Raw genomic sequence first — 11901 nt, 5'->3', positions numbered from 1 at the left:
GTCAGATCTCCAGGCCGGACAGGATGCCGAGGGGCAGGGGCACATCGAGGACTTTGTCGAACAGCACGTACAGACCGATGGCCAGCGCCACGCCGGACACCACGCTGGCGATCCAGGTGCCTTCGTACAGGCGGGCCATGGCGATGCCGAAGACCAGGCTGGCGAGGATGAAACCGAGCGGTTCGAACAGGGCGGCGTAGATGGTGAGCAGCACCACGCAGCCGACCACCTTGCGAATGACGTGCCTGTCCAGCGGCGGCTCATCACTGTGCGCCGTGGCGCTGGCCGGTTTGGCCAGCAGGTAGATCGCCCCGAGCCCCATCAGGATCAGCAGCAGCATCGGGTAGGCGCGGGGGCCGACCGGCTCATAGGAGAAGGGGGCGTGGTAGCCCCAGGCAACGATGCCCAAGGCCACGCAGGCCAGGAGCAGCACCACACCGAATATTCGTTGAGACATGAGGAGGTCCTCGTGGTTTGCTGATGCCTGCGGGGTTTCTGGCGCGAACGACGCCAGCCCGTGAGCGCGCGGCTCCAGGCAGTTGAGGGGTGGAACGGTGTTGTCGTTGCGGTTCGTGGGAGGCGCTTCAGCGGCGATGGTCGCGGCTGAAGCGCCTCCCACCCAGGGTCACTGGATCAGGCCGAATTCCTGAGCCAGATCCTTGTACTGGGCGACCTGCTTTTTCACGTAGGCGTCCAGTTCGTCGCCGGTCATGGCGAAGGGGTACAGCTCGCGCTGCTCACGCAGCTTGGCGAAGTCTTCCGAGGCCAGCAGCTGGTCGAAGGAGTTCTTCCACCAGGTGTAGGCTTCGTCGCTGACCTTCGGGCCCAGGTAGAAGCCACGGATCACCGGCCAGACCACGTCGAAGCCCTGTTCCTTGGCGGTCGGGATGGACTCGACCACGTCGCCCGGCAGGCGCTCTTCGGAGAACACCGCGAGGATGCGCATGTCGCCGCTCTCGATGTGCGGCACGGAGTCGGAGATGTCGGTACTGGCGACCTGGATGTGGCCACCGAGCAGGGCGGTGGCCAGCTCACCACCGCCTTCCATTGCCACGTAGCGCAGTTCGCGCGGGTTGATGCCGGCGGCGCGGGCGATCAGGGCGGTCTGCATCCAGTCCTGGCTGCCGACGGTGCCGCCGGAGCCGATCACCACCTTGCCCGGGTTTTCCTTGAGTGCCTTGACCAGGTCGTCGAGGGTCTTGTACGGCGAGTCCTGGCGCACGGCCAGGGCGCCGTAGCTGGTGCCGACGCCGGCCAGCCACTTCACGGCGTTCTCGTCGAAACGGCCGAACTTGCCCTGGGCCAGGTTCAGCAGCGAGCCGCTGGAAAAGGCGGTGATGGTGCCGGCCTCGGACGGACGCTGGGCCACCACCGCGTTGTAGGCGACCGCGCCGACGCCGCCGGGCATGTAGGTCACGCGCATTGGCGATTTCAGCAGCTTGCCTTCCAGGAGGGCGCTCTGTGCCAGCTTGCAGGTCAGGTCGAAGCCGCCGCCCGGTGCGGCCGGGGCGATGCATTCGGGGCGGCGCGGCTCGTCGGCGAGCAGGGGGCCGGCGAAGGCCATGCAGGCCGCCGCCAGGGCAATACGCGAAAAGGCAGTTTTCATGGTGTTTTCCTCTGAATTCTTATTGTGGGTTACCAGATCGGCAGTGTGTAGCCGACGATGATCCGGTTTTCGTCCGCGTCCCGGGCGAAGTCGGAGCGGAAGCTGGCGTTGCGCAGGCGGACGTAGACGTCTTTCAGCGCGCCGCTCTGGACCACGTATTTGATTTCGGTGTTGCGTTCCCACTCGCCGCCGGTCTGGGTGCTGCCGGCGATCTTCGCGTCGTCGCCGCTGATGTAGCGGGTCATGAAGCTCAGGCCGGGGATACCGACCTTGGCGAAGTCGAAGTCGTAGCGGGCTTGCCAGGAGCGCTCGTCGGCGTTGGCGAAGTCGTTGATCTGCACGAAGTTGACCAGGAACGGGTCGCTGCCATCGATGTAGGCGAAGCCGGTGTCGCCGCTCATGTCCTGGTAGCCCAGGCCGAACTTGTGGCCGGCGATGGCGTAGCTGACCAGGCCGTTGAGGGCGCGGTTGTCGATCTTGCCGGCGTTGGAGGCGCCGGTGTCGTCGCTGATGCTCAGGCGCAGGTCGGCGGTGAGCACGCCGTTGCCTAGGGCGTGGGTGGTCTGCAGGCCGAAGAAGTGCTGGCGGTAGATGTCGTCCAGCTCGGCGAAGTAGTAGCGCCCGGTCACGCCCTTGCTGAAGGCGTAGTCGAGGCCGGCGAGGTCCAGGTGGTCGGCGGTGATGCCACCGGCGAAGCGCCCGTTCTTGCTGTTGAGCACGATGTCTTCGGAGTTGGTGGAAGCGCGGTCGATGACCTTGTCCAGGCGCCCGCCGGTGAAGGTCAGGCCGTCGAGTTCGGAGGAGGTCAGCAGGCCGCCTTCGAAGACCTGCGGCAGCAGGCGGCTGTCGCTGGCCTTGACCACCGGCAGTTCGGGGATGTGTGAGCCGTAGCGGAATTCGGTTTCGGAGACCTTGACCTTGGCGGTCATGCCCAGGCGGGCGAACTGATCCGGGGTGCCACCGTCATCCTGCACGGGCAGCAGATCGGTGCCGGTGCGGCCACCGCCGGAGTCCAGCTTGAGACCCAGCATGCCCAGGGCGTCGACGCCGAAGCCGACGGTGCCGTCGGTGTAGCCGGACTGGAGGTCGAGCAGGAAACCCTGGCCCCATTCCTCGCGCTTGTTCTGGCCAGTGCCTTCGCGGAAATCACGGTTCAGGTAGATATTGGTGGTCGTGAGGCTGGCGGAGCTGTCTTCGATGAAGGCGGCGTGGGCCGAGGGAGCGAGCAAGGCAGTGGATACAGCTAGGCTGAGCAGGTGAGCAGGCGAACGTGCCTGACGGGATGCGATGGGCATCGTGTGGTCTCCGTTTTTTGTTTTTGTCACGGCCGTGCACCACTGCGCGGACCGTTCTGGCGGGTGGATCGAGCCACCCTGGAGCGATGCTAGGGGGTGAAGCTTTCGCCAGCCTTTCAGCACTGAAAGTTTTTCCGGGCCGGCATTTGGGCGATTCACAGCGCAGGAGACGTCTGTAAACTCCTGCGCTCGAATCTACGGGCGACGGGGCCGATGACGGCCGACGGCGTCGATTCAGTTGGAGATGGCGATGCGAATTCTGCTGGTCGAAGATCACCCGCAGTTGGCTGAAAGCGTGGCCCAGGCGCTGAAGAGCGGCGGGTGGACGGTGGATGTCTTGCACGACGGGGTGGCGGCGGACCTGGCCCTGAGCAGCGAGGAATACGCCCTGGCGATCCTCGATATCGGGTTGCCGCGCATGGACGGCTTCGAGGTCCTGGCGCGCCTGCGCGAGCGGGGCAAGACCCTGCCGGTGCTGATGCTCACTGCCCGCGGCGAGGTGAAGGACCGGGTGCATGGCCTGAACCTCGGGGCTGACGATTACCTGGCCAAGCCGTTCGAGCTGAGCGAGCTGGAGGCGCGGGTCAAGGCGCTGCTGCGCCGCAGCGTGCTGGGCGGCGAGCAGGTGCAGCGTTGCGGCGACCTGGCCTATGACCTGAGCACCCGGCGCTTCAGTGTCGGCGAGGAGGTGCTCAACCTGACCTCCCGCGAACAGGCGGTGCTGGAGGCGATGATTGCCCGGCCCGGGCGGGTGATGAGCAAGGAACAACTGGCGGCCCAGGTGTTCGGCCTGGACGAGGAAGCCAGCGCCGACGCCATCGAAATCTACATCCACCGGGTGCGCAAGAAACTCGAAGGGGCGGCGGTGCGCATCGTCACCTTCCGCGGCCTGGGCTACCTGCTGGAGGCCGTGAGTGGATAAGCCGGGCAGCCTGCGCGGACGGCTGATCCGGCGGCTGGCCCTGCTGCTCACGGTGATCCTGCTGGTCAGCAGCATGAGCGCCTACTGGAGCGCCCGCCACGCCGCCGATACCGCCTATGACCGCACCCTGCTGGCCTCGGCCCGGGCGATTTCCGATGGCCTTTACGCGGTCGAAGGGACGCTCAGCGCCAACGTGCCCTACATCGCCCTGGACACCTTCGCCTACGACAGCGCCGGGCGCATCTACTACCAGGTGATCGGCCCCGGCGGCGAGCTGGTGTCCGGCTACGAAGACCTGCCTGCCGCACCGCCTGGCGCCCAACGCACCAACGATTATCCCGCGCTGGCCACGTTCTACGATGGCGAATACCGCCATCAGGGCGTGCGGGTGGTGAGCTTCCTGCAGCCGGTCAGCGAACCCGGCTTCACGGGCATGGTGGAAATCCGCGTGGCGGAAACCCAGGGCGCCCGCGAGCGCATGGCCCGGGACCTGCTCTATGGCACGCTGTGGCGCATGGGGCTGCTGGCATTCAGCGCACTGTTGCTGGTGTGGCTGGCGGTGAGCGCGGCGTTGCGCCCGCTGGATGCGCTGCGTCGCGCGGTGGCCGAGCGTGCCAGCGATGACCTGCAGCCGCTGCCCGATACGGGCTTGCCCCGGGAGTTGCTGCCACTGGTGAATGCCCTGAACCAGTTCAACCATCGGCTGCGCGGGTTGTTCGAGCGCCAATCGCAGTTCATTGCCGATGCCTCCCACGAGTTGCGCACGCCGCTGGCGGCGCTCAAGGCGCGGATCGAGCTGGGATTGCGCGCGCAGGAGCCCGAGGTCTGGCACAGCACCCTGCAGCAGGCGGCGCAGAACACCGATCGCCTGACGCACCTGGCCAACCAGTTGCTGTCCCTGGCGCGTATCGAAAGCGGTGCCCGGGCGATCGCCGAGGGCGGCGCGATGCGCCTTGACCTTAGCCAACTGGCCCGCGAACTGGGGCTGGCCCTGGCACCGCTGGCCCATGCCAGGGGCATCGCCCTGGCCCTGGAGGCCGAGCACTCGGTGTGGATACGCGGCGAGCCGACGCTGCTCAACGAACTGCTGTGCAACCTGGTGGACAACGCCCTGGCCCACACGCCGGAAGGCGGCAACGTGGTGCTGCGGGTGCTGGCGCCTGGTGTGCTGGAGGTGCAGGACGACGGGCCGGGGATTCCGGAGGACGAGCACGAGCGGGTGTTCGAGCGCTTCTACCGGCGCCGGGCCCAAGGCAGCGGCCTGGGATTGGCCATCGTCGGGGAGATCTGCCGCGCCCATCAGGCGGCCATCAGCCTGCATCAGGGGCAGCCACAGGGCTTGCTGGTAAGGGTCGAATTTTCCGGTCTGGGCGGTTGATCAGGGCGCCAGGCTCAGGGGCTGCTGGACGTCCAGCAGGTACTTGGCGATCTGGCCGCTGTCGCGCAGCTGGGCCAGCCCACGGTTGAAGCGTTGCATCCGCTCCGCGTTGCCGGGCACGGCCCGTGACAGCAGCAGGTGCAGGCTGTCGCGGCGCAGGGGCAGGGGGTGGAAGCTCAGCTGGGCCCGCTCGGCGGCGCTGAACTGCTGGTGCAGCAGGTCGAAGCCCACCACCTTGTCCAGCGGGAACAGGTCCACGCGTCCGGCCAGCAGTTGGCGAAAGCCCAGTTCATCGCTGGTGATGCGGTTGACGTCCAGGTGGCCGCTGGTTTCCGCCTGCTGGAAGGCCGTGCCGTAGTCGTAGCCACGGGTCGCGGCGATGCGCAGGCCCTGCAGGTCGGCCACGTGCTTCCAGTCGAAGGCCTGGCCTTTGCGGTGGAACAGGTAGTAGACGCTTTCGACCACCGGATCGCTGATGAAGAACAGCTGCTGGCGCTCTTCGCTGCGCAGCCACACGGCGGTGCCATCGCGCTGGCCGAGTTCGGCCATTTGCAGCGAGCGCGCCCAGGGGTGGAATTCCCACTCGACGTCGAGGCCTTCCAGGGCGAAGGCTTCGCGGATGATCCGCGAGGCGACACCCTGGTGCGGCAGGTGCTGGCCCAGGTAAGGGGACCATTCGCCATTGGTCAGGCGCAGGGGGGAGGCAGCCGCAAGGCCGCTGCACAGCAGACAGAGGATCAGCAGGAGCGAGCGCATGCGGTAGTTCCTTGAACCGGGCAGGGTTCGAGTCTAGTGGCAAAAAGCCGCATCCGCTCGCCGATGTTGGCTTACTGCAGCATGCTGGTCGCGGCTTCCATGGCGGCGGACAGGTCTTCGTCGGCCTGCATGTCGACGTTCGGGTCGAGGCCCAGCTTGCTGAACGCCGGCACCTTGCCCCAGTCCAGCTGGGTGTAGGGGTGCTCGCTGCCCAGGTAGCTCTGCAGGGTGGCGACCTGGACGATGTCCACGTAGTCGACCTTGGCGCTGTCGCGGGTGAAGTCCAGGTGCTGGCTCGGCACCATGGCGATCAGCTCGGGGAACTCCCAGGCGCGCAGGATCTTGTCGCCGATCACCGGGTGGATCTTCTCGATCACGTGGTTGAGGCTGATCGAGTCGGCCAGCAGTTCGCTGTGCTCTTCGGCATAGGTGAGGATCGGCAGCACGCCGATCTGGTGCACCAGGCCGGCCAGGGTCGCCTGGTCGGGCATCAGGCGGGTGTAGTGACGGCACAGCACGTGGCAGATGCCGGCGATCTCGGTGCTCTTGTTCCACACTTCGCGCATCTTGCGGTCGACCACGTCGCTGGTGGCCTGGAACATCTGCTCCATGGCCAGGCCGGTGGCCAGGTTGCAGGTGTAGTTGATGCCGAGGCGGCCGACGGCCATCTGCAGGTCGGTGATTTCCTTGTTGGTGCGCAGCAGCGGGCTGTTCACCACCTTGATGATGCGCGCGGTCAGCGCCGCGTCGTTGCCGATCACCTTGCTGATCTGCGGAATCCCGATGTCCGGGTCTTCGGCTGCCTCGCGGACCTTGAGGGCGACTTCGGGCAGGGTAGGCAGGACCAGCTCATCGTTGTCGATGGCGTGCAGCAGTTCCTGGAGGACTTTATCGGCAAGTTTGCTCATTGCGCGTTCTCTGTGGCAAATCGGCGGGGGAAGTGTAATCAGCGCTGGATTTCGCGGTTGCTATCCAGGGTGTACGGCAGATCGAGTAGCACCAACGGTTGTCCTTGCGGTGCGCCAAGGAAGACCCGGCCATCGGTGACGGCGTCTTCCTGCAGCACGGCGAGCAGCTCGATGCCGCTTTCGCCGCGGGCGGCCAGCACCACTTCGCCGACGCTGCTGCCGTGTACCGGCGAGAACAGCTCGGTAGCCGGGTCGGGCATGCGCTGGTCGTCCAGCTTCAGGCGGTACAGGCGACGCTTGAGTTTGCCCAGGTACTGCATGCGCGCGACGATTTCCTGGCCGGTGTAGCAGCCTTTCTTGAAGCTGACGGCGCCCAGGGCCTGCAGGTTGAGCATCTGCGGTATGAACAGTTCGCGGGTCTCGCCCAGCACCTGGCCGACGCCGGCGCGCACCTGGGCCAACAGCCAGGCATTCAGCGGTGCCTCCGCCAGTTCGGCGGTCAGTGCCTGCTGCAGGCGATCGCGGTCGGCGGCCGGCGCCCAGAGTTCGGCACGGCCATCGGCCAGGCGTACGGCCAGCAGGGTGTCGTTGCGGGCCACGCTGTCGGCTTCCGGCGGCAGCGCCAGGCCGAGAGCGGCCAGGACGTTGTCGCCACCCTTCAGGCCGAAGCGCACCCAGGCCTGGCTTTCATCGCCCAGCTTGGATTTGGAGAACACGGCATATTTCTGCAGGTCGATCTGTTGCGACTGCACCAGTTCGCTGGCCATGGCCATGAGGTAGCCGTCGGCGACGCTGACGATGCGAAAGCTCGACAGCATGCGGCCCTTGGGCGTGCAGCGGGCACCCAGGCTGGAGGTGGTGTCGTTCAGGTAGTTGAGGTTGCAGGTCAACTGGCCCTGGAGGAACTTGCTGGCATCGGGGCCGCGAACGGCGAGCAGGCCTTCGTGGCTGAGGGTGCAGAAAAACGCGGTGTCGGCCATGGGATAGGGGAATTCAGTGGCTAAAAGTCAGGGCACCCATCATAGAGTGCGGCCTGGGGCTTGTCAGCGATTGCCGTCATGCCGTGCGCATTGTTTGCCGGGTCCGTCGTCCGGCAAGGTCAACAGTTGGGTTTTTCGCCGGTATACTGCCGGGCCTTTTCACTGCCGGGCTATTGATAGGAACCCTTCCATGGTCGATTCGACAGAACTCAACCGCCTGTTCTGGCACAGCCGCCGCGGCATGCTGGAGCTGGACGTGCTGCTGGTGCCCTTCGTCAAGGAGGTGTACGCCACCCTCGATGCCGAGGACCAGGCGCGCTACCGCAAGCTGCTCGAGTGCGAAGACCAGGACATGTTCGGCTGGTTCATGCAGCGCGGCGAGCCGGAAGATGCGGACCTCAAGCGCATGGTTCGGATGATTCTGGATCGTGTCCAGCCCAAGTGACGGTTTCGAGTGCCACTGGCAGCCGTCCCGGTTGCTGCTGGCGCTCTACCTGATCCTGTTATCGCTGGCGTTGCTGGTCCTGGGGCTGATCGAGGCGCCGGGCTGGGTGATCGCCAGTGGTCTGGCCCTGTGCCTGGGGCATGCCTGCTGGGTCTTGCCGCGGCACATCCTGCTCGGTTCGCCCCGGGCCTTTCGCCGTTTGCGCCGTGACACTGGTGGTTGGCAGGTGTGGAGCGAGGAGGCCGGGTGGCAGCCGGTCCAACTGCGCCCGGACAGCCTGGCTCTGCCATTTGCCGTGGTGCTGCGTTTTCGCCTGGTGGGGGAGCGTCGCGTGCGCGGCCTGTGCATTGTGCGTGACGCCATGGCGGCGGATATGCACCGCCGCCTTCGCGTACGCCTGAAGTTCAGTCGCCGAAGGTGGGCGGCACCAGAATAGTGTCGCGGGCCTCGGGCAACTGCTCGGGGTAGTCCAGGGTGTAATGCAGGCCGCGGCTTTCCCGGCGCTGCATGGCCGAATGAATCATCAGCTCCGCCACCTGGGCCAGGTTGCGCAGCTCGATCAGGTCCCGGCTCACCTTGTAGTTGCTGTAGAACTCATCGATCTCGTCAAGCAGCAGGCGCACCCGGTGCTCGGCCCGTTGCAGGCGCTTGTTGGTGCGCACGATGCCCACGTAGTCCCACATGAAGCGCCGCAGCTCGTCCCAGTTGTGCGCGATGATCACGTCTTCGTCCGAGTCCGTGACCTGGCTGGCATCCCAGCTGGGCAGGTCGCTGGGCACGGCCACGTCGTCGAACTGGGCCACGATGTCCGCGGCCGCCGAGCGGGCGTAGACGAAGCACTCGAGCAGCGAGTTGCTGGCCATCCGGTTGGCACCGTGCAGGCCGGTGAAGCTGGTTTCGCCGATGGCGTAGAGGCCGGGCACGTCGGTCTGGCCGTTCTGGTCGACCACCACGCCACCGCAGGTGTAGTGGGCCGCGGGGACCACCGGAATGGGCTCGCGGGTGATGTCGATGCCGAAGTCCAGGCAGCGTTCATAAACGGTGGGGAAATGCGTGGTGATGAACTCGGCCGGCTTGTGGCTGATATCCAGGTACACGCAGTCCACGCCCAGGCGCTTCATCTCATGGTCGATGGCCCGGGCGACGATGTCGCGCGGGGCCAGCTCGGCGCGCTCGTCGAAACGCTGCATGAAGCGCTTGCCATTCGGCAGCTTGAGCAGGGCGCCTTCGCCACGCAGGGCTTCGGTGATCAGGAAACTCTTGGCCTGGGGGTGGTACAGGCAGGTCGGGTGGAACTGGTTGAACTCCAAGTTGCCGACCCGGCAACCGGCGCGCCAGGCCATGGCGATGCCGTCGCCGCAGGCACCGTCCTGATTGCTGGTATAGAGGTAGACCTTGGCTGCGCCGCCAGTGGCGAGGATCACGAAGCGCGCGCGGTAGGTGTCGACCTCGCCGCTGTTGCGATTGAGCACGTAGGCGCCGAGGCAGCGCTGGCCCGGCAGACCGAGTTTGCGCTCGGTGATCAGGTCGACCGCGACCCGCTGTTCCAGCAGCTCAATATTGGGGCGCTGTCGGGCCTGCTCCAGCAGGGTGTTGAAGATTGCCGCACCCGTGGCATCAGCGGCGTGAATGATGCGCCGGTGGCTGTGGCCGCCTTCGCGGGTCAGGTGGAATTCGAAGCCGCCATCTTCACGGCTGTGCTGATCGTCGCGGGTGAAGGGGACGCCCTGGTCGATCAGCCACTGGATGGCTTCGCGGCTATGCTCGACGGTGAAGCGCACGGCGTCTTCACGGCACAGCCCGCCACCGGCGTTCAGGGTGTCGGCGACATGGGATTCTACGGTGTCGGTGTCATCCAGCACGGCGGCGACGCCGCCCTGGGCCCAGTAGGTCGAGCCGTTGGAAAGGTCGCCCTTGCTCAGCACGACGACGCGCAGATGGGCAGGCAAGGTCAGCGCCAGTGTCAAGCCAGCCGCACCGCTGCCGATGACCAGAACGTCGTGTTGGTAATGTTGGCTCATGTCCGGATTCCGCAAGTAAGCGGCCCCTAGTATATAGAGGGGTTGAACGGCACAATAGCCGGCTTATGGCCGACGGTGGGGCTTAGGAACTTTCTTAGCGTTACAGGTTCCAAAAGCGGTCGCCCAGAGAGGGACAGTGTTTGCTGTGTCGTGGTGGTTGCAGGTTCTTATAGGACTGCGGGGCGGCAGAGCAGGCGAATCTAAGACAATTCCGCAGCGAGGCAGAGCCTCTGCTGCGTTGTTCCGTGCAGGATCGAAAGGATTCTGCAGGAAGCTTGTTCGGAGGGGAGAACTTTTGCGCAACGCCCGAGTCTATTCTGGCAAGCCAACTTGCTGGCCGATGCTGAACCCCTTTGAATTCAATGAGGAGTGTTCATGCTGACCCAGGAAGAAGATCAGCAGCTGGTCGAGCGCGTGCAGCGCGGTGACAAGCGAGCGTTTGATCTGTTGGTGCTGAAGTATCAGCACAAGATCCTCGGGTTGATCGTGCGTTTCGTGCACGACACCCATGAGGCTCAAGATGTGGCGCAGGAAGCTTTCGTAAAAGCTTACCGGGCGTTAGGGAATTTTCGCGGTGACAGTGCGTTCTATACGTGGCTGTATCGCATCGCCATCAACACTGCGAAGAACCATCTGGTTTCGCGCGGTCGGCGTCCGCCGGATAGCGATGTGAGCTCTGAGGATGCGGAGTTTTACGATGGTGACCATGCCCTCAAGGACATCGAATCACCGGAACGTGCGTTATTGCGGGATGAGATCGAAGCCACTGTGCATCGTAGCATCCAGCAGTTACCAGAAGATTTGCGTACCGCGCTAACGTTACGCGAATTCGATGGTCTGAGTTACGAAGACATTGCCAGCGTCATGCAATGTCCAGTGGGTACAGTGCGTTCACGGATTTTCCGGGCACGCGAGGCTATTGATAAATCCCTGCAACCTCTGTTGCAGGAAACCTGAGACAGCGGCTACAGCCAAGAGAGGAACCGCCATGAGTCGTGAAGCCCTGCAGGAATCGCTGTCCGCGGTGATGGATAACGAAGCGGATGAATTGGAATTGCGGCGTGTGCTCAGTGCGAGCGACGACGCCGAAATGCGCGCTACCTGGTCGCGTTACCAGATCGCTCGTGCCGTGATGCACAAAGAGCTGCTGGAGCCGCGTCTGGATATCGCTGCTGCCGTTTCCGCTGCCCTGGCTGACGAAGCCGTGCCGGTTGCTGACAAGGCCTCCCGTGGCCCATGGCGCATGGTCGGTCGTGTGGCGGTAGCTGCCTCGGTAACTGTCGCTGTACTGGCCGGTGTTCGCCTGTACAACCAGGACGACGTAGCCGGTGCGCAAATGGCCCAGCAGGCGGCTCAACCGGCTCTGGCTGTTCCGCAGCTGCAAGGCCCGGCCATGCTGGCAGGTTTCAACGTGTCGGAAGGCGAGCAGGCAGCGGTCAGCACCGTTTCCGGTGAAGCCGAGTCTGGCTGGCACGAGCAGCGTCTGCCGGCGTACCTGCGCCAGCATGCGCAGCAAGGCGCGATCAACGGCACTGAAAGCGCACTTCCCTATGCACGTGCAGCCAGTCTGGAAGACCGTTAAGGAGGCGC

At 65.1% G+C, this 11901-nt stretch carries 13 protein-coding genes; 6 read left to right on the top strand and 7 right to left on the bottom strand.

What is annotated here, in order from left to right; genetic code table 11:
- Position 1 precedes the first annotated feature (1 nt).
- The 3 genes from N5C28_RS03225 to N5C28_RS03215 all read right to left on the bottom strand — a co-directional run bounded on the left by N5C28_RS03225 (position 2) and on the right by N5C28_RS03215 (position 2901).
- Positions 2–457 carry a tripartite tricarboxylate transporter TctB family protein gene (locus N5C28_RS03225; protein WP_279820015.1) on the bottom strand — a complete coding sequence of 152 codons (456 nt, stop codon included), beginning with the start codon at positions 455–457 and terminating at the stop codon, positions 2–4.
- 168 nt (positions 458–625) lie between these two features.
- Entirely contained in the window at positions 626–1606 is a 981-nt protein-coding gene (locus N5C28_RS03220; protein WP_279820013.1) for a tripartite tricarboxylate transporter substrate binding protein, read from the bottom strand.
- Between the two features lie 29 nt (positions 1607–1635).
- Positions 1636–2901: an OprD family porin gene (locus N5C28_RS03215; RefSeq protein ID WP_279820011.1), complete on the bottom strand. Its 1266-nt coding sequence runs from the start codon at positions 2899–2901 to the stop codon at positions 1636–1638.
- A gap of 250 nt (positions 2902–3151) precedes the next feature.
- Between N5C28_RS03215 and N5C28_RS03210 the strand changes: the two genes are divergently transcribed.
- Both N5C28_RS03210 and N5C28_RS03205 read left to right on the top strand, forming a co-directional pair.
- Complete coding sequence (locus N5C28_RS03210; RefSeq protein ID WP_279820008.1) at positions 3152–3823, top strand: response regulator; 672 nt, start codon at positions 3152–3154, stop codon at positions 3821–3823.
- The gene (locus N5C28_RS03205; RefSeq protein WP_279820006.1) at positions 3816–5201 is read left to right on the top strand and encodes a sensor histidine kinase; all 1386 of its coding nucleotides are present in this window, start codon (positions 3816–3818) and stop codon (positions 5199–5201) included. Before N5C28_RS03210 ends, N5C28_RS03205 begins: the two co-directional genes overlap by 8 nt.
- Here N5C28_RS03205 and N5C28_RS03200 read toward each other — a convergent pair whose 3' ends face one another.
- From N5C28_RS03200 to N5C28_RS03190, 3 genes are all read right to left on the bottom strand, one after another.
- Positions 5202–5957 carry a transporter substrate-binding domain-containing protein gene (locus N5C28_RS03200; protein WP_279820002.1) on the bottom strand — a complete coding sequence of 252 codons (756 nt, stop codon included), beginning with the start codon at positions 5955–5957 and terminating at the stop codon, positions 5202–5204. It lies immediately after the preceding gene.
- 71 nt (positions 5958–6028) lie between these two features.
- Entirely contained in the window at positions 6029–6865 is an 837-nt protein-coding gene (locus N5C28_RS03195) for an HDOD domain-containing protein (RefSeq protein ID WP_279820000.1), read from the bottom strand.
- 38 nt (positions 6866–6903) lie between these two features.
- Entirely contained in the window at positions 6904–7845 is a 942-nt protein-coding gene (locus tag N5C28_RS03190; RefSeq protein WP_279819998.1) for a folate-binding protein YgfZ, read from the bottom strand.
- A 190-nt stretch (positions 7846–8035) separates the two neighbouring features.
- On the opposite strand from N5C28_RS03190, the gene N5C28_RS03185 reads away from it, so the two are divergent.
- Both N5C28_RS03185 and N5C28_RS03180 read left to right on the top strand, forming a co-directional pair.
- Entirely contained in the window at positions 8036–8290 is a 255-nt protein-coding gene (locus N5C28_RS03185; RefSeq protein ID WP_279819995.1) for a succinate dehydrogenase assembly factor 2, read from the top strand.
- Positions 8274–8726: a protein YgfX gene (locus N5C28_RS03180; protein ID WP_279819993.1), complete on the top strand. Its 453-nt coding sequence runs from the start codon at positions 8274–8276 to the stop codon at positions 8724–8726. Before N5C28_RS03185 ends, N5C28_RS03180 begins: the two co-directional genes overlap by 17 nt.
- On the opposite strand, the gene nadB is transcribed toward N5C28_RS03180, so the two are convergent.
- Positions 8695–10311: an L-aspartate oxidase gene (gene nadB, locus N5C28_RS03175; RefSeq protein WP_279819991.1), complete on the bottom strand. Its 1617-nt coding sequence runs from the start codon at positions 10309–10311 to the stop codon at positions 8695–8697. The genes N5C28_RS03180 and nadB overlap by 32 nt on opposite strands.
- A 375-nt stretch (positions 10312–10686) precedes the next feature.
- Here nadB and rpoE point away from each other — a divergent pair, with 375 nt between their 5' ends.
- The gene (gene rpoE, locus N5C28_RS03170; RefSeq protein ID WP_279819989.1) at positions 10687–11268 is read left to right on the top strand and encodes an RNA polymerase sigma factor RpoE; all 582 of its coding nucleotides are present in this window, start codon (positions 10687–10689) and stop codon (positions 11266–11268) included.
- A 31-nt stretch (positions 11269–11299) separates the two neighbouring features.
- Positions 11300–11893: an RseA family anti-sigma factor gene (locus N5C28_RS03165; RefSeq protein WP_279819987.1), complete on the top strand. Its 594-nt coding sequence runs from the start codon at positions 11300–11302 to the stop codon at positions 11891–11893.
- Positions 11894–11901: the final 8 nt, after the last annotated feature.

The organism is Pseudomonas sp. GD03944 (assembly GCF_029839275.1).
GTDB lineage: Bacteria > Pseudomonadota > Gammaproteobacteria > Pseudomonadales > Pseudomonadaceae > Aquipseudomonas.
Note: the sequence above shows the minus strand (reverse complement) of the source record. Positions and strands in the feature narration are given on the sequence as shown.

What these genes read in the sequence shown, in the direction of transcription:
- N5C28_RS03225 (WP_279820015.1), bottom strand. Translation starts at nt 457, where the DNA reads ATGTCTCAACGAATATTCGGTGTGGTGCTGCTCCTGGCCTGCGTGGCC.
- N5C28_RS03220 (WP_279820013.1), bottom strand. Translation starts at nt 1,606, where the DNA reads ATGAAAACTGCCTTTTCGCGTATTGCCCTGGCGGCGGCCTGCATGGCC.
- N5C28_RS03215 (WP_279820011.1), bottom strand. Translation starts at nt 2,901, where the DNA reads ATGCCCATCGCATCCCGTCAGGCACGTTCGCCTGCTCACCTGCTCAGC.
- N5C28_RS03210 (WP_279820008.1), top strand. Translation starts at nt 3,152, where the DNA reads ATGCGAATTCTGCTGGTCGAAGATCACCCGCAGTTGGCTGAAAGCGTG.
- N5C28_RS03200 (WP_279820002.1), bottom strand. Translation starts at nt 5,957, where the DNA reads ATGCGCTCGCTCCTGCTGATCCTCTGTCTGCTGTGCAGCGGCCTTGCG.
- N5C28_RS03195 (WP_279820000.1), bottom strand. Translation starts at nt 6,865, where the DNA reads ATGAGCAAACTTGCCGATAAAGTCCTCCAGGAACTGCTGCACGCCATC.
- N5C28_RS03190 (WP_279819998.1), bottom strand. Translation starts at nt 7,845, where the DNA reads ATGGCCGACACCGCGTTTTTCTGCACCCTCAGCCACGAAGGCCTGCTC.
- N5C28_RS03185 (WP_279819995.1), top strand. Translation starts at nt 8,036, where the DNA reads ATGGTCGATTCGACAGAACTCAACCGCCTGTTCTGGCACAGCCGCCGC.
- nadB (WP_279819991.1), bottom strand. Translation starts at nt 10,311, where the DNA reads ATGAGCCAACATTACCAACACGACGTTCTGGTCATCGGCAGCGGTGCG.
- rpoE (WP_279819989.1), top strand. Translation starts at nt 10,687, where the DNA reads ATGCTGACCCAGGAAGAAGATCAGCAGCTGGTCGAGCGCGTGCAGCGC.
- N5C28_RS03165 (WP_279819987.1), top strand. Translation starts at nt 11,300, where the DNA reads ATGAGTCGTGAAGCCCTGCAGGAATCGCTGTCCGCGGTGATGGATAAC.